Below are 19,564 nucleotides of genomic sequence, written 5' to 3'. Positions count from 1 at the left end.
TTTTGGACAGCCTCCTTTTGTTTTCTTAAATGTTATTATAATAATTTTCTAGTATTAACTCTGTACTTTTAACGACAGTATCTACGTCTTTCTTTGTGAAAAGTAAAGGTGGTTTTGTTTTTAAAACATTGTCGGCAGGACCATCTGTACTAATTAAAATGTTACGCTCTCTTAATTCGTTTTTAATATGGTGAGCAAGTTTAGTGTCGGGTTGTGTTGAGTTTTCTTTTACAATATCAAAACCTAAAAACAAACCAGATCCTCTAATGTCACCAATACAAGGGTACTTTTTCTGAAGTTTGCCAAATTGTTCTTTGTAATAATTGCCAACAACTTTTGCGTTTTGTTGTAGGTTTTCTTCTTCAATTACTTCTAGAACAGATAGTCCAATGGCACAAGAAACAGGGTTTCCACCAAATGATGTGAAGAATTCAACTCCAGAGTTAAATGAATTTGCAATTTCATCGGTGCAAATTACTGCTGCCATAGGGTGTCCATTTCCTATGGGTTTTCCAATAACTACCATATCGGGAATAACATCTTCTGCTTCATACCCCCAAAAATAATCTCCAAGCCTCCCAAAACCTGTTTGTACTTCGTCGCTAATACAAATTCCACCTTGAGCTCTTATAGCTTCGTATACGGGCTTTAAATAGCCTTTTGCTAAGGGAACTTGTCCTCCGCAACCAACTATAGGTTCGGCAATAAATGCAGCAATCTTGTTCGGACTTGTTTCTATATCTTTTATAGCAATTTCTGCATATTGTTTACCAGCTGTTCCGTCGTTTTTAGTAAATCGTCCCCTATAAGTATCTGGAATTTCGGTTTTAACTACATAATCTTTTTGACCTTGTCCTTTTGGGTTGTTGAATTTGTAGTCGCTAATGTCAATATCAGCTTGTGTATGTCCATGATAACCATGTTCAACGACCATAATGTTATTGTGTCCTGTGTGTTTTTTTGCCATCCGAATGGCTAAATCATTTGCTTCACTTCCAGAAGTAACAAAGAAAACTTTATTAAGTGATGCTGGAAATTTTGATAATAATTTTTCGGCATAAATATTCAGAATGTCATACAGGTACCGTGTGTTGGTGTTTAATTTTGCCATTTGGTCCTGTCCTGCTTTTACGACTTTAGGGTGTGAGTGTCCTACATGTGGAATGTTGTTATAGGCATCTAGAAAAGTGTTTCCATAAGCATCATACATATATTGAAAAGCTGCTTTTTCAACATAAATTGGTTTAGAATAGCTAATTGATAAAATTGTAGCTATGTGTTTATGTCTTCTTTTTTTTACTTCTTCAATATTCTTAGTTTTTTCAACCTTAAACCCAAGTGCTTCTTTAATAGTGTTTGAAAAATAAATCGGATTTGTTGCCACTAAATAATGTAGCATTTTCCAAGCTTTCTCTTCACTAATTAAAGCGTGGTTGTTCTCAGGATTTGTTTTTCTTGAGTGTGCAGAATTACAAACACTAATTACTAATCGTGCAGCAATAATATAATACAAACTATCTATTTCTACTTCGTTTAATGGACTAACTGCGTGGTATGATTTTATTATTAATAAGGCATTTTTTAGATAATCTGCGTTGCTATAGGTAGCATAAATTATAGCTATAGCGAGTTCGGTTATTGTGAAGGAATAAGCAACATCTCCAAAATCAATTATTCCTGTGACTTTATTTTCTTTAAGTAAAACATTCCATTCATTGATGTCGTTGTGGATAATGCTTTTTCTTAATCCTACAGCTTTTTGAATTATGTTTATTTCAAACTGATTCATAAAATAAGTAGCAACTCTTTTGTTTTCAACTTTGTCTATGTCTTCTAAGTATTTCTTGTTTAGAAGTAAGTTTTCAATGTTCCATTCCCATTTTCGACTTTTATAGAAATAACTTTTGAAATGGATTAAATTACTGTTTAAAGTTGCAATTGTTTTACCTAATGATAATAATACTTCTTTAGAACATGTTGTAGTTTCTCCTAAAAATGTTCCATCTATGTAGGATAAAACTCGACAAATCCTTCTCTCATTATTGATAGGTATAATTACTAAAGATTCTTTGTTATTAAAAGAAATTGGAATTGGGATTTCTATGTTTTTAAAATTTTCAAGATAAATTAAAATTTTATTCTCTTCTACTAATAAATCATAAGTGTATTCATCATAAATATAAGTCTTAAAAATATATTTTGAGTTGGGTGTTTCAATAATATAATTAAGGTTGTCATAACCTCCTAGTGGTGTAATAGAAATTATTTCTTCGGAGAAATAGCTCTGAATTGCTGTAATCATTATTTAATTGTGTGTTGGTTTAGTTAGTAGAGTAAAATTATAGTTTTTGCAATTGATTTTAGGTATTTTTTTCTACTTTTATCGAGTAATATTATGACAAAATATGAAAATAGCCATTTTTCAAACCAAACTTGTTTGGCAAAATCCAAAGAAAAACAGAGATCTAATTCAAGAATATATTGATTCATCTGATGATTTGTATGAATTATTAATCTTACCCGAAATGTTTACTTCTGGTTTTACAATGAATCCTGAAGTGGTTGCAGAATCAATGAGTGGTGATACTATTCAATGGATGCAATTAAATGCTAGGAATAGAAATTGCGCAATAACTGGAAGTTTAGTTATTGAAGAGAATGGAGATTTTTTTAACAGGCTAGTGTTTGTTTTTCCAGATGGTAAAATAGAATACTATGACAAAAGACATTTATTTACGCTTGCAGGAGAAGAAAAAGTATATAAAAAAGGAAAAGATAAGTTAATTGTAGAATATAATGGATGGAGAATTTGTCCTTTGGTGTGTTATGATTTAAGATTCCCTGTTTTTAGTAGAAACGTTGAAAATTATGATTTGCTTATCTACGTGGCAAATTGGCCAAAACCAAGAATTAATGCATGGAACGCTTTATTAAAAGCAAGAGCAATTGAGAATATTTCTTATGTAGTTGGGGTTAATCGTATTGGTTTTGATGCAAACGATTTGGAGTATATAGGTAGCTCTCAAGTGAATGATTGTTTAGGAAACGAAATTGTAAACTGTAAAGAGGAGCAAGGAATTTTTATAGTTGAAATTAGCAAAGAAGAAATGATTGGAACAAGAAATAAACTCAATTTCTTAAATGATAAAGATGTTTTTAAAATACAAAAATAACTTTTTATTAATAGTGTTAGTTTGATTTAGAAGGGTATTTATTCTTCTAAATCAAACTCTTGTTCAACATCCCAATTAGCTCTAACATCGATACCTTTTGAAAGATAAATAATTTGTTCAGCCTGTCTTTTTTCTAAATAATTCCCTGTGTCCCAAACACCATTTTTGTTGTCGTCATATATTACTCTCAAAGTATATATTCTAGGTTCTATAGCTTCAAAAAAAGTAGGTTGGTCATCATTTTTTATTTCTCTTGCTATAACTTCTCCTTTATCTGTTACTATTTCAACTATATAAGGAAATCTGTCTATATTTTTAGTAATTATATTAAGATTGCCATAGTCAGATAGTGAACGCGTACTAAAAGTAAAAAGTAATGAATCATTTTGGGAGTTATAGAAATCAGTAATAGCACCAGGTAATAATTCAATTTGATATTTTTGATTTTCTTCTTTCTTGAAATCAAACGAGATTTTTTGTTCAAATTCATTATAAGAATATTCAAAAGGAATAGCAATGGAGTCTTTATTAAGAAGAATGATTTTGCTTTTCTCTATCTTATCTATTGGTGTTTTTGTTTTTAGATTATAGGTGTCTCTAAAGCTGACGTTATTTTGAAATGGATTAATGTCTAAAGAATCAGTGAGCTTATTTTCTTTAATTTTTGTTTTAAAAGATTTTGTATATTCTCCCTTTTCTACAATTATTTCTAATGAATCAGGTTTTAAAATAGGTAAAAATAGTTGAAGACTATCTTTGTTTTTTTCTGGAAATTCAGTAATTCGTAAAGGGATTTTTTCTTCTCCCATTTTTGCAGAAATTTTTACATCTTTTGCGTCACCTTGAAAACCAATTATAAATTTATTGTTAGATAATTGGATAGGTCTTTCAAACTTTAGTTTTGGTTCTTCTTTAAAGAGTTCAATTTCATAAACGGTTTCATAAATTGGCAATGTTATTGTTTCATCTATAAAACCAATTTTGTCAGATTTAGGATCAAACTTATAATTGTTGTTTTTGTCTTTTAAAGCAATTATTTTGTATTGTCCAGCTTTTAAATTTTCTAAAGCAAATACTTTTAGACTGTCTAAAGTATTGGTTACATAGAGTGGTGCTTCCTTGTAAATAGTGGAATCTTGAAAAGTTGTAGCGTCATAGAGTTGGATAGATACAAAATTATCAGGCTTTTTCTCAAAAGCGTCCTTTATTCTTCCAGCCAAGACTAGCGAATCTATATAGGCTCCAGTAGAAAACACATATTTGAATTGTGAATAGGGATTTCCCTCATTGTTATCTGTGATGCTTTGACCAAAATTAAAACTATAGGTTGTGTTTTGTTTTAGATCGTCTAATAATTTAACAGAAATAAATCTACTAGCACTACCTTGTGGTATAATTAAGGGTTTTTTCTCTAGTGGAGGAGAAATAATTAATTGTTTGTTGATGTCTTTTACTTTAATGAGTTCATTAAAGTAAATTTTAATTTCTCTGCCAGAGAAATTTGTGCTGAAATTATCGGGAGAACTAGAGGTTATTTTAGGAGCAATTGTGTCTTTTGAGCCACCATTTATAGTGCCTCTTTTGGCACAACTCGTTGTAAATGTAAATGTCCCAATAATCAGTAAAAGTAATATTAAATATAAGTTTTTCATCTTTTAAAAAAAAATCATCACAAAATAACAACTATATTTAATGTAAACATAATTTTTTGTTTTTTTTATGATTAAGTATTCGCTATAGTAATAACACTAACTTTTGTGTTTGGAATTTTTAATAATGTTCTAGCGCAAGATTCAATAGTTGAGCCTGTTGTAATTACATCGTCAATAAGCAAGAAATGCTTTTTGTGAAATTCATTGCTACTATTCGCCTCAAACGATTTTAAAATCATTGATTGCCTGCCTTCTTTGTTCTTCTTTGTTTGTGTTAACGCATTCTTCGTTCTAAATAGAATTGTAGTGTGTATTGGAACTTCTAATTCTTTTGAGAGTGCCTCACAAAAGGTAGAGACTTGATTATAGCCTCTTTTTTTTAATTTTTTAGGATGTAAAGGAACTGGGATAATAAAGTCAATATTATGTTTTTTTATTAGGCTTTTAATAGTAGGAGCATAAATCAACCCGAGGTAACTTCCAATTTCTTGTCTGTTCTTGTATTTAAGCTGGTGAATCATTTTTTGAACAACACTATCTTGTGAGAAGGTTAGCATAGCGCAAGCAAACTCAAGATCAACTAATCCGTAAAATTTATTTTTTGCTTCATTATTTTCTAAAAGATGATGATTAGTGAAAGGTAAATTATGTATGCATGATGCGCAAAGAATTTTTTCGTTTTTTATTAGGAGAGAATTACATCCACTACACAAACTTGGAAATAATAATTTAAACAGATTTTTTAGCATTTTAACGATTATAAATTAAAAGAGTATATAAATTTACTTAATTTAATGAAAAATATTTTCAATGACGCTAAATAAAAAAAATATTCTAAAAGTATCGATTGCCGCATTAACAATTTTTGTGATGTTTTCTTCTTTAGGGTATTATAATGTTTGCATGAAGCATAAGGCTTTCGTTGAAAAATCTGAAACAGAAAATCGATTGTTGCAAAACCAGTTTGATGAGATTTTAAAAAAATATGACTCGTTAAATTTAACAATTGAAAATGCAGAATTAATTGAAGTAGAAGAAGCCATCAAATTGGCAATTGAAAGTTCAAATAATTTTGAGGACGAATTTGAGGAGAAATATCAAAATATAAGTCTTGAAAGTCAAATTGAAAAACTTAAAAATAAAATCAGTGAAGACTCTGAAGAGATTGTAGCAATTAACAGTAGAATTCTAAAAAACAAAAAAACATTAGATCAGTTAGAATCAATAAAAAGCAACGATAATAGAATAATTCACGATAAATTATCTGCTTTAAATGTTACAGCTAGAGGAGTAAAGATATTGTCAGATTTGTATTCTAAAAAGAGAGAACGTAAAATTCAACAAATAAGAGTTTGTTTTACCCTTCAAGGAAATGAATTCATAAGACAAGGGAATAAAGATATCTATGTTCAAGTTGTTAATCCGAAAAATCAAATTATCTCTGTTGAGGATACTTCAATAACTTTAAACGACATAAAACTACTTTACAGTGCAAAGGTTGATGCTTTTTATAATCAAAAAGATCTAGATGTTTGTACTTATGTTAATTTAGAGTCAAACAAGACAATTAAAGGTAAATATTTAATTAATATTTATAATTCCTTCTCAAAAATTGGCTCTGCAATTTTTGAATATGAATAATCTTTAAATTATTCCGACAATTTCTTTTCTTTATTTAAAACCTATTTTTATTTTTGTGCTATGGCAAAACAGGAAGATATTTTTAAAAATGTAATTTCACACGCTAAAGAATACGGATATATTTTTCCGTCAAGTGAAATTTATGATGGTTTAAGTGCAGTATATGATTATGCACAAAACGGGGTAGAGTTAAAGAAAAACATTCGTGAATATTGGTGGAAATCAATGGTTCAAATGCATGAAAATATTGTAGGAATAGATGCTTCAATTTTTATGCACCCTACAACATGGAAAGCGTCAGGACACGTGGATGCTTTTAGTGATCCTCTAATTGATAATAAAGATTCTAAAAAAAGATATCGTGCAGATGTTTTGATTGAAGAATATGCAGAAAAAATAAATATAAAAGCTCAAAAAGAAATTGCAAAAGCGCAAACTCGTTTTGGGGATGCTTTTAACGAAGAGGAATTTGTAACAACAAATGAGCGTGTTAAAGGATATTTGCAGCAAAAAAACGAAATTTTACAACGTTTAGCGCGTTCTTTAGAAAATGATGATCTTGCAGATGTAAAGTCTTTGATTGAGGAGCTGGGTATTGCTTGTCCAGAATCTGGTTCGAAAAACTGGACAGAAGTACGTCAGTTCAATTTAATGTTTGCTACAAAAATTGGTGCATCTGCTGATACAGCAATGGATTTATATTTGAGACCAGAAACGGCTCAGGGTATATTTGTTAATTTTTTGAATGTTCAAAAAACAGGAAGAATGAAAATTCCTTTTGGGATTGCTCAAACGGGTAAAGCATTTAGAAATGAGATTGTTGCAAGACAGTTTATTTTTAGAATGCGTGAATTTGAACAAATGGAAATGCAATTTTTTGTAAAGCCAGGAGAAGAAATGCAATATTATGAGTTTTGGAAACAAACTCGCTTAAAGTGGCATCTGTCTTTAGGTTTAGGGAAAGAAAATTATCGTTTTCACGACCATGAAAAATTAGCACATTATGCTAATGCAGCTGCAGATATAGAATTTGATTTTCCTTTCGGATTTAAAGAATTAGAAGGAATTCATTCAAGAACAGATTTTGATTTGAAAGCTCATGAACAGTATTCAGGAAAGAAATTGCAGTTTTTTGACAATGATACTAATTCAAGTTATGTGCCTTATGTCGTTGAGACCTCAGTTGGTTTGGATAGGATGTTTTTAGCAGTTTTTTCTAAAGCTTTAGAGGAAGAAACGCTTGAAGACGGATCAACAAGAACAGTTTTGCGTTTGCCTTCGGTTTTAGCACCAACAAAAGCAGCTGTTTTGCCGTTGGTTAAAAAAGATGGATTGCCAGAAGTTGCTAAAGAAATTATTGAAGACTTGAAATGGGATTTCAATGTTGCTTATGATGAGAAAGATGCAGTGGGTCGTCGTTATAGAAGACAAGATGCTTTAGGGACACCTTTCTGTATTACTGTAGATCATCAAACATTAGAAGATAAAACAGTTACAATTCGTCAAAGAGATTCTATGGAGCAACAGAGGGTTGCTATTAGTGAATTAAGAGGAATTGTAAATAATGAAGTTTCGATGAGAAACTGGTTAATGAAAATGTAATTTTAGTAATAACTAAAGTATAAAAGCCCGATTTTAATCTTAAAATCGGGCTTTGCTTTTGTGTTCTTTATTCTTCAGTTAAAGCATTCCAGCCTCTTGCTTTTAAAGCAATTTTGGTGTTAGCTCTTGTAATTAAATGAACGCCTTCTTTTTCTTCTGTGATATGTCCAATGACTGTAAAGTTAGGATTAGCTTTAATTTTATTATAATCGTCCATTTTGATAGTGAATAATAGCTCATAATCTTCACCACCACTCAAAGCAATTGTTGTAATATCAATATTAAATTCTTCGCAAACATTGATTAATTGTGGATCTGCAGGAATTTTATCTTCATACAAATTACACCCAACAGCACTTTGTTTGCAAATGTGTAATATTTCAGATGATAAGCCGTCGGAAATATCAATCATAGAAGTAGGTTTAATTTCTAATTTAGATAGTAATTCTTTAATATCTTTTCGCGCTTCAGGTTTTAATTGTCGTTCAATTAAATAGGAATATTGTTCTAAGTCTGGTTGGTTGTTTGGGTTAACTTGGAAAACTTGTTTTTCTCTCTCTAAAACTTGTAAACCCATATAAGCTGCTCCAACATCTCCTGTAACAACCAATAAATCACTTGGTTGCGCACCGTTTCTATAGGTAATTTCATCAAGGCTAGATTCCCCAATCGCAGTGATACTTATAATTAGTCCTTTTTGAGAAGAGGTTGTATCTCCACCAACGATGTCAACATTGTAGGTTTTAGCGGCCAGTTTTACACCTTCGTAAAACTCTTCTAAAGCTTCTAATGGAAAACGATTAGAAACAGCAATTGAAACAGTTATTTGTGTAGCGGTTGCATTCATTGCACAAATGTCTGAGATATTTACCACAACAGCCTTATATCCTAAATGTTTTAAAGGCATATAGGCTAGATCAAAATGAACCCCTTCAATTAATAAATCTGTAGAAACAACTACTTTCTTGTCATTAAAATTAAGAACCGCAGCGTCATCTCCAATGCTTTTTATTGTAGATTCTTGAGTAATCTGTATGTTTTTCGTTAAATGCTCTATTAAACCAAATTCTCCTAATTCTGCAATGCTTGTCTTTTTCTGGTTTTTATCTTCTAACATAGATTTCTTTTTTAGCAAAGATACTTTATTGAGAGTATCAAAATTTATATTCTAATCTTTTTAATTATTTAATTCTTGTAGTTTTTCATAAATAAGGTCGGTTTCAAAGCCTTTTCGAAGTAAAAAATCAACAAATTTTTTGTTCTTTTTTTGCCCTTTTTTTTCTTTAATAGAATCCCAGTTTTTTTCTGCGAGTTTATTAAATTTTTCAATATAATTTTCGTTGTTTATTTCTTGAAGGGCAATTTCTATAATTTTGGATGTAATATTTCTAAATTTCAGTTCATTTTTAATTCTATTTCTACCCCAATTCTTATAATTGTGTTTACCTCTAACAAAACTTTTTGCAAAACGTTCTTCATTAATATAATTGTTCTCAATTAAATGAATTAAAATGCTTTCTTTTTCAGATTGAGTAGCTTTTAATGAGAATAATTTTTCTTCAACTTCTTTGAAACAGCGTTCTTGATAAGTGCAATATTGCTCTAGTTTCGTGAGTAATTCACTTTTTGTAAAAACTTTTTTTTCCAATTTTTTAACAATTAGTTAGTGTGCAAAAATACTCATAATCAAATATTATTACCTATATTTCGCATCTAATTTTGAACTATTAACCAAGTCTTAAAGCTATTAACCAATGAAATTAAGATTACTTTTAGCCCTTTTTATGGGGAGTTTTGTATGTGCACAAGGTTTAGAAGAATTTTCAAATATTCCTACAGCTAGTTCTACTACTTATTTATTGCGTACATGGGTCGGAACAAATGGAGTTTCTTGGAATGCAACTTCAGCAAGAACAGATCAAACATTAAATTCAAAAGCTATTTGTCCAAATGGATCAGCCGTAGTCTCCTCTCCAACTTATGCAGGAGGAATGGGGGTTTTGAGTTTTTCTTATGTTAGAGCTTTTACAGGAACAGGTCCTCGAAATATTGAAATTTGGGTAAATGGTTCACAAGTTGGAACAGCACTAACTGTTTCGTCATCATCTAATTCAGTAGTAAATCACAGTCAACCAGTTAATATTCCTGGGAATGTGAATCTTGAATTAAGAACTTCTGGGGCTCAAATTAAAATAGACGATATTTCCTGGACTAGCTATACTGCTTGTGTTGCACCTGCTAATCCGACAGGAACTATAACTACAACAGTAAATTGCGGTAGTGCTCAGTTATCCTATTCGTTGCCAAGCACTACTGCCTATTGGCAAACAAGTGCAACTGGTACAGATACATCTTTTCCAACAACGGGTTCCTTTACTGCAAATACATCTGGAACTTATTATGTTAGAATCTTCGATGGTAGCTGCTGGTCAAATGGTGTAGTTTCTCAAAATGTAACAATATTTAACCCTGTGTTAGTTGTTAGCCAACCTTTAAATCAATCAACTATTACAGGAACATCTGCTACCTTTGATGTAGTAGCTAATAATGCAGCTTCCTATCAATGGCAAGTTTCTGTAGATAATGGAATTTCTTGGACTAATGTGGGTATAAATACCAGTACTCATACTATCTCTAATGCAACATTGTCAATGAATGGTTATAAATATAGAGTAATAATTTCAGGTAATTCACCTTGTGGAACAATAACCTCTTCAATTGCTAATTTAACTGTTAGTTCTGGCCCATGTCTAAATGAAGCTAATTTTACAGTTACACCGTCAGGATGGTCAGAAACGGATATTACATATTCTTCGAATGAAGCAAATTTTGCCTCACATACTGGAGAGTTGAATACAGTAGCAGTTTCTTATCCTACTTCTTTGACCTTCGATTTAAGAAGAACGAGTAATTCAAGTTTGAAAACAATGTTTGTTGAGGTTTCTACTACTACTCAAATGGGGGTTTATTCAACCGTTGCAACATTTGATCATGGAAATACTTCATCAGGAAGTACCACTATGTGCACCGTAGATTTGTCTGCTTATGCTTCTTTTCCAAATGTTTATATTAAATTTAGAAAACAATCATCAACAACATCTCCTTGGTATATGCAAAATGTAAAAGTATTTTGTGGAACACCACCGTCTGGTCCAGAAATCAATATAACAGGTAATGGTTTTACTATTTTAGATGGAGATACTAGTCCTACAGCCTCAGATAATACTAATTTTGGATTTACAACATTGGGAACAGATATAGTTAAAACGTTTGTGATTGAAAATAATGGAACTACAGATTTAACTCTGTCATTACCCATAGTTTTAACTGATACTTCTTTGCCTCAAGAGTTTATTATTACACAACCAACAGTTAGCGTAATTACACCTGGGAATTCTACTTTTTTTACTGTTAAATTTAATAGTGCAGTCGCTGGGTTGTTTACAAACACCATCAATGTTATTAATGATGACTCTAATGAATCCTTATATAATTTTGATATTATGGCTATTGCTTCATCTACATCGGTAGGAGGAACAAGCTTTCGTCCTGGAGAACTCATTTTTGTAGGGTATGATGGTCAAGTTTATGGAAGTGGTGCAGAAGATGAGTATTTGGTGGCTACTTTGGTAGATTTTTTACCAGGTACAATTTTTTCAATTGTAAATTCAAGATATGAAGCAGGAGCAAATGCAGGTGTTAGAACAAATAAATGGGGAGGTGGAGGAGATGATCCAAGTGAAGCTCCTTATGAAGCAGTAATAACATATAATGGAACATCACTTATACCAGCGGGATCAATATTGCAAATAAGAACAGATGGTTCTTCAAACTGGTTTGGAAGTGTTTCTGTAATTACAGGGACTAATTCGACAAATAGAACTTCCGAGTTCTCAGGAGCTATTACAGGAGGAATATTAAATTCTCCAAATATTTCAACAAGTTCTCCTGATCAAATATTTCTTGTTCAAGGGAGTTTTGTTTCTGATGGTGTTGTTGATTTGAATGAAGCAAATTATTATTTATCTGGGAATTTATTGCATGGGTTGACTAATAGAGCTGCTTGGGTTCCTTTAGCAAATGCCTGTAGCGGATCGAGTTCGTCATCTTCATCTAACCCAAGAGAGTCTAGGTTACCCTCATCTTTAACCTGTTTCAATGTTGAAAGTATTAGTGTAAGTGCAGAAAGTGGTTATTATGAAAATGACAAAGAGCACGGTATTGCTTCATTAAATCAAATAATTAATGCTGTTGCTGATGTTTCTAATAATTGGACATTAAGCACTGGTAGATATACTTTAAACCCAGCAAGTAACACAGCTACAAGAGCAGGAAGGACATTTCAAATTGGCCCAAGTAATCCTTCAGGGCAATGGGTAGGAGGTATTGATACAAACTGGTTTAATTGTGCAAACTGGGAAGGACTTTCTGTTCCTAGTTCTACTACAGATGTTATTATTAACTCTTCTGCATTAAATAGTGCTAAAGTAGATTATACAGCTGCATATTCAGACGAATATAATGATTTAGCTGTGGCAAATAATGTTAGCCTTTTAGGAAGTAAATTAGAAATAGCTGGCAATTCAAATAACAAATTGAAAGTCTCAGGGAATCTATTAATAGATAATACAGGTGTTTTAGATATGGATGATTCTAATGCTGCTACTTTAGATGGTCAGATATTTTTAAATGGTAATTGGACAAATAATGTGAATGAAGCTTCTTTTGAAGAAGGTAATAGTACAGTGTTGTTTGAAGGTGTATCTCCACAAGTAATTAGTGCTGTTGCTCCAGAAGGCACAGAGGTTTTTGCGAATGTTGTCCTTGATAATGATTTTACAACTTCAGTTTCAAATAATATAATTGCCAAAGGGAACTTAATTGTTAACCCAACTCGTGTTTTAACTGTATCTTCTAATAATTACGTGCAAATAGAAAATGATTTAACTATTGATGGAACTTTGTCTGTTTTGAATAATGGTTCATTAATCCAAGTAAATGATGCTGGAATTAATGTCGGCAATATTAGCTATGAAAGAGCAACTTCAATGAGAAAATTAGATTATGTATATTGGTCATCACCAATTTCAGGTTTTAATGTAAATAATATTTCTCCAAATTCACCAACTAATTTAATCTTTAAATGGAATCCTACTATTCCAAACACCAATGGAGGAATTGGTAACTGGGTAAATGCAGCAGGAAGTATAATGAGTAACGGAACTGGTTATATTGTTAGAGGACCAAATAATTTTAATTCCTCTTTCCAAACCTATACGGCATCTTTTACAAGTGGAGTACCCAATAATGGAGTTGTCACTGTGCCTATTTCACGAGGAGGTTTTACAGGTGCAGATTATTTTGGGGTGAATGGTATTGTTATTACAAACATGAATGATAATCTTAATCTAATAGGGAATCCTTATCCTTCCTCAATAAATGCATTAGATTTTTTAAATTTAAATACGAATATTGAAGGTGCTGTTAGATTATGGACACATGGCACGCTACCTTCATCTGCTATTTCCGATCCTTTTTATGGTGATTTTAATTCAAATTATACCATAAACGATTATATTGTTCATAATGGATTAGGAACTGTGAGTGGTCCAAATGGCTTTAATGGTTTAATTGCTGGAGGACAAGGTTTTTTTGTAATTATGAATGATGGACCTGCTACTACACAAAATATAACGTTTAATAACTCATTAAGAAGTAGAACTTACGATAACAGTCAATTTTTTAAGACATCATCTTTAAATAAGACAGTAAATCAAGTTGAAAAACATCGCATTTGGTTAGATTTAATAGATGTTAATAATGAATCTGTTAGAACTTTAGTAGGTTATACAAATGAAGCGACTTATGATAAAGATAGATTATATGATGCTATTGGCATACAAGCAACTACTGCAAATATTTATTCTTTAATAAATGATGAAAAAATGTGCATTCAAGGAAGACCTTTTCCTTTTAATTATAATGACAGAGTGCCTTTAGGTATTAAAATCACGAATGATGGAATACATTCTATTGCAATTCATGCAGTAGATGGTCTCTTTGAAAATCAAGACATTTATATTGAAGATTTACTTTTAAATGTCTCTCATAATTTAAAAATTAGTCCTTATAGTTTTACAGCAGCAATTGGTGTATTTAATGATAGATTTGTCTTAAAATATAAAGATGCTACTTTGTCTAATAGTGGTTTTGTTACAGAAGAAAATCAAATTGTTGTTATTTTAAATGAAAATATTCAAGTAAAATCACTTTCTGAAGAGATTCAAGAGGTAGTTGTTTTTGATGTTCTAGGAAGGAGAGTTTATGAGAATAAAAAAGTTAATAGTCAAGAGCTAAATATTGATAGAGTTGTTAAAAATAATTCCGCTCTAGTTTTACAAGTAATATTGATTAGTGGTAAAAAGGTTGTAAAAAAGATAATTTATTAATATAGAATGATAATATAAAAAATGAGCTGTTAGAATTGACAGCTCATTTTTTTAGTAATTATAATATTTTGTAACTTTGAAACACAATCCAAAACAATACAATGGAAAATATAAAACAATACGTTCAAGAAAATAAAGAGCGATTTTTACAAGAATTAATAGAATTATTAAAAATTCCTTCGGTAAGTGCAGATAGTGCTTATGCTCATGATGTTATAATGACAGCTGAAATGGTGAAATCTAGCTTAGAGAAAGCTGGGTGTGATTTTGTAGAATTGTGTGAAACACCAGGATATCCAATCGTATATGGTGAAAAAATAATTGATAAAAACTTACCAACAGTTTTAGTTTACGGGCATTATGATGTGCAGCCAGCTGATCCAATTGAACTATGGACATCACCACCTTTTGAACCTGTAATTAAGACTACAGATATTCATCCAGAAGGTGCTATTTTTGCAAGAGGAGCATGTGATGATAAAGGGCAAATGTATATGCATGTTAAAGCATTTGAATATATGATTGAGACTAATACATTGCCTTGTAATGTGAAGTTCATGATTGAAGGTGAAGAAGAGGTTGGTTCAAAAAGTTTAGGTTGGTTTGTTGAACGTAATCAAGAGAAATTAGCAAACGATGTAATATTGATTTCAGATACAGGAATGATTTCTAATACTCAACCATCAATAACAACAGGTTTGAGAGGGTTGAGTTATGTTGAGGTCGAGGTTACAGGTCCAAATCGAGATTTACATTCTGGGCTATATGGTGGAGCTGTTGCAAATCCAATTAATATTTTAACTAAAATGATTGCTTCTCTTCATGATGAAAACAATCATATTACTATTCCTGGTTTTTATGATAAAGTAGAAGAATTATCTGCAGAAGAAAGAGCAGAAATGGCTAAAGCACCTTTTTCCTTAGAGAAATATAAAAATGCATTAGCTATAGATGATGTTCATGGAGAAACAGGATATGTTACAAATGAAAGAAATTCAATTCGTCCAACATTAGATGTTAATGGAATCTGGGGCGGATATACAGGTGAGGGAGCAAAAACAGTTATAGCAAGTAAGGCTTTTGCAAAAATTTCTATGAGACTTGTTCCAAATCAAGACTGGGAAGAGATTACAGAGTTGTTTAAAAAACATTTTGAAAGTATTGCACCAAAATCTGTTAAAGTAGTTGTGAAACCACATCATGGAGGACAAGGTTATGTTACTCCAATAGATAGTGTTGGATATAGAGCTGCAAATAAAGCCTATACTGAGACTTTTGGTGTGCCTGCAATTCCAGTTCGTTCTGGAGGGAGTATTCCTATAGTTGCCTTGTTTGAAAAAGAATTGAAGAGTAAGACCATCCTTATGGGCTTTGGATTAGATAGTGATGCTATTCATTCACCAAATGAACATTTTGGTGTTTTTAATTATTTAAAAGGGATTGAAACTATTCCTTTATTTTATAAGTATTTTACAGAAATGAATAATTACTAATAAAAAATGCCATTCAGACGAATGGCATTTTTTATTAGTAATTAAATTTTATTTTCCTTTTCCAGACGCTTCTAGATTTCTTTCAATAGTATGTCCAGGCCTTGACCATTTCGGCTTTTCACCCAAGTTCTGAAACTGTGAGTCTTTAGCTTCAACGGTTTCTGGTTGCATTTTTTTGATGAATGGTTTTTGCGGTTGCAATCCTAATAATTCAAACATTTTCATATCTTCATTTACATCAGGATTTGGAGTTGTTAATAATTTGTCACCTGCAAAGATGGAATTTGCACCTGCAAAAAAGCACATTGCTTGCCCTTCACGGCTCATTTGAGTTCGTCCAGCAGAAAGTCTAACTTGCGTTTCAGGCATTACTATACGAGTCGTAGCTACCATTCTTATCATGTCCCAAATTTCAACTGGTTTTTCGTTTTCTAAAGGAGTTCCTTCGACAGCTACTAAAGCATTGATTGGTACGGATTCAGGTTGAGGGTTTAACGATGCTAAGGCAACAAGCATTCCTGCTCTGTCTTCAATGCTTTCTCCCATACCAATAATTCCACCACTACAAACTGTAACATTGGTTTTTCTAACATTGTCTATCGTTTTAAGACGATCTTCATAACCACGAGTTGAAATTACTTCTTTGTAGTATTCTTCAGATGAATCCAAGTTGTGGTTGTATGCATATAGACCAGCTTCTGCTAAACGTTTTGCTTGGTTTTCTGTAATCATCCCTAAAGTGCAACAAACTTCCATGTCTAATTTGTTGATGGTTCTAACCATTTCTAATACTTGATCGAACTCAGGACCATCTTTTACATTTCTCCATGCCGCACCCATGCAAACTCTTGAAGATCCAGATGATTTTGCTCTTAATGCTTGTGCTTTCACTTGAGAAACAGTCATAAGGTCATTACCTTCAATATTAGTGTGGTAACGCGCAGCTTGAGGGCAATATCCACAATCTTCTGGACATCCCCCCGTTTTAATAGATAATAATGTAGAAACTTGAACCACATTAGGATTGTGAAATTCTCTATGTACAGTTGAAGCTTCATATAATAAATCCATTAAGGGTTTGTTGTATAAAACAATTATTTCTTCTTTTGTCCAATTATATCTAATCGTATTCATGCCAAATTCTTTTATGTGTCAAAAGTAACGAATTACTTTAGAACATTAAAAAAATAATGTGTTTCTATTAGTTATGTACATTAAAATTTTTATAAATGTGTTATTAATGCTCTTTTAAAGAATTTTATTCTATTAAATTTATAAAATAAAATTGATGGATTTTTAAGTTACACAACTAGAATTTTTGGAGTTTAGTCTAATAATATCCATTCATTGTGGGTGAAATAATTCCATTTCGCTTTTGCCATATCATAATTTGGGTCGATTAGTGTTTTATATTCTTTTCGATTGATGGCATTTTTACATGTTATATAAATGGAAATATCTCGATTTTTATATTTTTTTTTTATTTTTTGGCAATATTGCCAAATAAAATCTGGTTTTGTTGCAATTTGTCTCGATTGCTTTTCGGATAAGTCTTGATGATAATCATAATAACTTGATTTGTTCGTGTCATTATCGATAACTTTAAAAGAGATATAACCGCTACGTTCTCGGAGCATCATTCTCCAGCTTAATCTGTGACCTTCTTCTGTCCATAAAACATCACCTTTAATAAAATAATGGCGAATGGGTAATAATAATTGAATGATTAAGAATGGAATGAATAGACGAATGAATATCTTAGAGTTAAATGCTTTTTCATTTTTTGTTTTGATTTTTGTTTTTTTCAAGAAAAGTTTTCTAATTTTTTCTGGAGGATAGAAAAAGAGAGCGAAACTTAATGCGAAAAAAGGGAATATTCCAATTTGTAAAAAAACAGCGTTAAAAAGATGAAATAGTAATGAAAAAAGAATAGCTAACGATCTTGTTTTTTTGTTTAACAGTAATGGAATGATTAATAAATCATATAAAAAACCAGCATAGGCTATGAAAAGATAAAACCATTTCTTAGAAAAAAGTGCCAATAGATGGCTGTTCTTAGTTGTGCTAGAAAGTAAAATTTTTGTAAAAGTTCCGTCTAACCAATCAGGATATAATTTGGCAAAGGCAGCATATAAATAAACAATTGAAATTTGTACTATAAAAATAATGATTATCCATTTTGGCATAAAATTATTCTCGGTAGTATGTTTAAATTTTACATCTAAAGAATTGGATTTGTTAGCAGGAAGAAAAATCATTATGAAACTTATAATTAGTAACAAATAATAATGATTGTTATAAGAAGTTTTTTGCATGAAATAAACTCCTGCCCATAGAATTGTGTAAAGTGTAATGGCAAGGGTATAGCGATAACCAATCATTATTAAGATTCCTAATATTCCCATTATAGAGAAATAAAAATACATCCCATTTCCTGGTAACGGTTGAAGCCAATCTAGACCTATAAATGAAAAGGTGAATTGAGGATCGATTAATGTTTTTTTTACCCAACCAGTTGCTATCGCACCAAAACTTTCACAGGCTAATAAAAGGCCGAAAAAGAATCTAAAAACAATTAGGGGGGCATTATCAACAGGTTTAGATAAACTAGAAATCATTGGTGTTTTATTATTTTTTCAATAGCTGTTTTTTTGTCAAGTATAAGTTGCTCTTTTAATTGGTCTAAAGAGTCATATTTTTTTTCATCTCGAATGCGTTCAATAAGGTTTACTTTTATTGTGTCACCATAAATAGATTCGTTGAAATCAAAAATATGTGCTTCTATGCTTTGTTCTCCAGAAGATACTGTTGGGTTAGTACCTATATTCATCATTCCGAAATGTTTTTTATTTAATATTTCGATGGAAACCACATAGACTCCTACTTTAGGTATTAACTTGTAATTTTCAGAAATTTTAATGTTTGCAGTTGGAAAATTCAGTGTTCTTCCAATTTTTTTACCTTCAATAACTTCACCTGTAATAGAATATAATTCCCCAAGATAATTATTGGCAGTTTGAATATCGCCTTCTAGTAAAGCATTTCTTATTTTGGTTGAACTAATTGATATTTCGTCTATTTCTTTAGCTGTAATCTGTTCAACTTCAAAATTATATTCTTTCCCAAATGCGATTAAGTCAGTAATAGTTGCAGTTCTATTTCTTCCAAACCGATGATCATAACCAATTATTATTTTACAAATATTTAATTGATCTACTAATATCTCTTTTACAAAATCTTCAGCCGATAGTCTTGAAAAATCCAAATCAAACGGGTGGATAATTAAGCTTTCTATTCCAAATTTTGAAATGAGATTCTTCTTTTCTTCAATTGTATTTAGAAGTTTTATGTTTAAATCTTGTTGAAGAACCATTCTTGGATGCGGGAAAAAAGTCAGCAGTACACTCTCGGCATTTTTTTCTGATGCTGATGTTTTTAACTTACTTAATACTTTTTGATGACCAAGATGCACACCGTCAAAGGTGCCAATGGTTATTACAGTTTTTCTTTTGCAACTAAAAGAATTGATAGAATTATAGATTTTCAATGGAAAT

13 protein-coding genes are annotated in these 19,564 nt (G+C 31.2%); 5 read left to right on the top strand and 8 right to left on the bottom strand.

The features are described from left to right. Nucleotides 1–25: 25 nt before the first annotated feature. Nucleotides 26–2,302: an aminotransferase class III-fold pyridoxal phosphate-dependent enzyme gene (locus tag ACZ49Z_RS05620; RefSeq protein WP_464307205.1), complete on the bottom strand. Its 2,277-nt coding sequence runs from the start codon at nucleotides 2,300–2,302 to the stop codon at nucleotides 26–28. A 103-nt stretch (nucleotides 2,303–2,405) separates the two neighbouring features. Here ACZ49Z_RS05620 and ACZ49Z_RS05615 point away from each other — a divergent pair, with 103 nt between their 5' ends. Then, nucleotides 2,406–3,173 carry a nitrilase family protein gene (locus tag ACZ49Z_RS05615; protein ID WP_464307204.1) on the top strand — a complete coding sequence of 256 codons (768 nt, stop codon included), beginning with the start codon at nucleotides 2,406–2,408 and terminating at the stop codon, nucleotides 3,171–3,173. Between the two features lie 38 nt (nucleotides 3,174–3,211). Here ACZ49Z_RS05615 and ACZ49Z_RS05610 read toward each other — a convergent pair whose 3' ends face one another. Both ACZ49Z_RS05610 and ACZ49Z_RS05605 read right to left on the bottom strand, forming a co-directional pair. Beyond that, nucleotides 3,212–4,825 carry an Ig-like domain-containing domain gene (locus tag ACZ49Z_RS05610; protein ID WP_464307203.1) on the bottom strand — a complete coding sequence of 538 codons (1,614 nt, stop codon included), beginning with the start codon at nucleotides 4,823–4,825 and terminating at the stop codon, nucleotides 3,212–3,214. 71 nt (nucleotides 4,826–4,896) lie between these two features. Beyond that, a complete protein-coding gene (locus ACZ49Z_RS05605; RefSeq protein WP_464307202.1) occupies nucleotides 4,897–5,574 on the bottom strand; it encodes a ComF family protein in 678 nt (225 codons plus the stop codon). 61 nt (nucleotides 5,575–5,635) lie between these two features. On the opposite strand from ACZ49Z_RS05605, the gene ACZ49Z_RS05600 reads away from it, so the two are divergent. Together ACZ49Z_RS05600 and ACZ49Z_RS05595 are read left to right on the top strand one after the other, a co-directional pair. Further along, nucleotides 5,636–6,466, top strand: coding sequence for a hypothetical protein (locus ACZ49Z_RS05600; RefSeq protein ID WP_464307201.1), 831 nt, complete (start codon nucleotides 5,636–5,638; stop codon nucleotides 6,464–6,466). A gap of 60 nt (nucleotides 6,467–6,526) precedes the next feature. After that, complete coding sequence (locus ACZ49Z_RS05595) at nucleotides 6,527–8,068, top strand: glycine--tRNA ligase (protein WP_464307200.1); 1,542 nt, start codon at nucleotides 6,527–6,529, stop codon at nucleotides 8,066–8,068. A gap of 67 nt (nucleotides 8,069–8,135) precedes the next feature. On the opposite strand, the gene thiL is transcribed toward ACZ49Z_RS05595, so the two are convergent. Continuing rightward, nucleotides 8,136–9,185 carry a thiamine-phosphate kinase gene (thiL, locus tag ACZ49Z_RS05590; RefSeq protein ID WP_464307199.1) on the bottom strand — a complete coding sequence of 350 codons (1,050 nt, stop codon included), beginning with the start codon at nucleotides 9,183–9,185 and terminating at the stop codon, nucleotides 8,136–8,138. A 60-nt stretch (nucleotides 9,186–9,245) separates the two neighbouring features. After that, a complete protein-coding gene (locus ACZ49Z_RS05585; RefSeq protein WP_464307198.1) occupies nucleotides 9,246–9,716 on the bottom strand; it encodes a regulatory protein RecX in 471 nt (156 codons plus the stop codon). Between the two features lie 106 nt (nucleotides 9,717–9,822). Between ACZ49Z_RS05585 and ACZ49Z_RS05580 the strand changes: the two genes are divergently transcribed. Together ACZ49Z_RS05580 and ACZ49Z_RS05575 are read left to right on the top strand one after the other, a co-directional pair. After that, nucleotides 9,823–14,517, top strand: a complete 4,695-nt coding sequence (locus ACZ49Z_RS05580; protein WP_464307197.1) for a choice-of-anchor D domain-containing protein — start codon at nucleotides 9,823–9,825, stop codon at nucleotides 14,515–14,517. A gap of 101 nt (nucleotides 14,518–14,618) precedes the next feature. Next, nucleotides 14,619–16,010 (top strand): dipeptidase, encoded by a 1,392-nt coding sequence (locus ACZ49Z_RS05575; RefSeq protein WP_464307196.1) that lies wholly within the window; start codon nucleotides 14,619–14,621, stop codon nucleotides 16,008–16,010. 48 nt (nucleotides 16,011–16,058) lie between these two features. On the opposite strand, the gene bioB is transcribed toward ACZ49Z_RS05575, so the two are convergent. The 3 genes from bioB to ACZ49Z_RS05560 all read right to left on the bottom strand — a co-directional run bounded on the left by bioB (nucleotide 16,059) and on the right by ACZ49Z_RS05560 (nucleotide 19,557). Continuing rightward, entirely contained in the window at nucleotides 16,059–17,144 is a 1,086-nt protein-coding gene (gene bioB / locus ACZ49Z_RS05570; RefSeq protein WP_464307195.1) for a biotin synthase BioB, read from the bottom strand. A gap of 191 nt (nucleotides 17,145–17,335) precedes the next feature. Beyond that, nucleotides 17,336–18,628 carry an HTTM domain-containing protein gene (locus ACZ49Z_RS05565; RefSeq protein WP_464307194.1) on the bottom strand — a complete coding sequence of 431 codons (1,293 nt, stop codon included), beginning with the start codon at nucleotides 18,626–18,628 and terminating at the stop codon, nucleotides 17,336–17,338. Then, a complete protein-coding gene (locus ACZ49Z_RS05560) occupies nucleotides 18,625–19,557 on the bottom strand; it encodes a bifunctional riboflavin kinase/FAD synthetase (protein ID WP_464307193.1) in 933 nt (310 codons plus the stop codon). The genes ACZ49Z_RS05565 and ACZ49Z_RS05560 overlap by 4 nt, the downstream gene beginning before the upstream one ends. Between the last annotated feature and the right edge of the window lie 7 nt (nucleotides 19,558–19,564).

This window comes from Flavobacterium sp. KY-23415 (assembly GCF_055384985.1).
This window is presented reverse-complemented; position numbering and strand designations above follow the sequence as displayed.

Excerpts from the sequence above, each read along its gene's own strand:
- ACZ49Z_RS05605 (WP_464307202.1), bottom strand. The coding sequence starts at position 5,574 with ATGCTAAAAAATCTGTTTAAATTATTATTTCCAAGTTTGTGTAGTGGA.
- thiL (WP_464307199.1), bottom strand. The coding sequence starts at position 9,185 with ATGTTAGAAGATAAAAACCAGAAAAAGACAAGCATTGCAGAATTAGGA.
- ACZ49Z_RS05595 (WP_464307200.1), top strand. The coding sequence starts at position 6,527 with ATGGCAAAACAGGAAGATATTTTTAAAAATGTAATTTCACACGCTAAA.
- ACZ49Z_RS05620 (WP_464307205.1), bottom strand. The coding sequence starts at position 2,302 with ATGATTACAGCAATTCAGAGCTATTTCTCCGAAGAAATAATTTCTATT.
- ACZ49Z_RS05615 (WP_464307204.1), top strand. The coding sequence starts at position 2,406 with ATGAAAATAGCCATTTTTCAAACCAAACTTGTTTGGCAAAATCCAAAG.
- ACZ49Z_RS05610 (WP_464307203.1), bottom strand. The coding sequence starts at position 4,825 with ATGAAAAACTTATATTTAATATTACTTTTACTGATTATTGGGACATTT.
- ACZ49Z_RS05600 (WP_464307201.1), top strand. The coding sequence starts at position 5,636 with ATGACGCTAAATAAAAAAAATATTCTAAAAGTATCGATTGCCGCATTA.
- bioB (WP_464307195.1), bottom strand. The coding sequence starts at position 17,144 with ATGAATACGATTAGATATAATTGGACAAAAGAAGAAATAATTGTTTTA.
- ACZ49Z_RS05565 (WP_464307194.1), bottom strand. The coding sequence starts at position 18,628 with ATGATTTCTAGTTTATCTAAACCTGTTGATAATGCCCCCCTAATTGTT.
- ACZ49Z_RS05575 (WP_464307196.1), top strand. The coding sequence starts at position 14,619 with ATGGAAAATATAAAACAATACGTTCAAGAAAATAAAGAGCGATTTTTA.
- ACZ49Z_RS05580 (WP_464307197.1), top strand. The coding sequence starts at position 9,823 with ATGAAATTAAGATTACTTTTAGCCCTTTTTATGGGGAGTTTTGTATGT.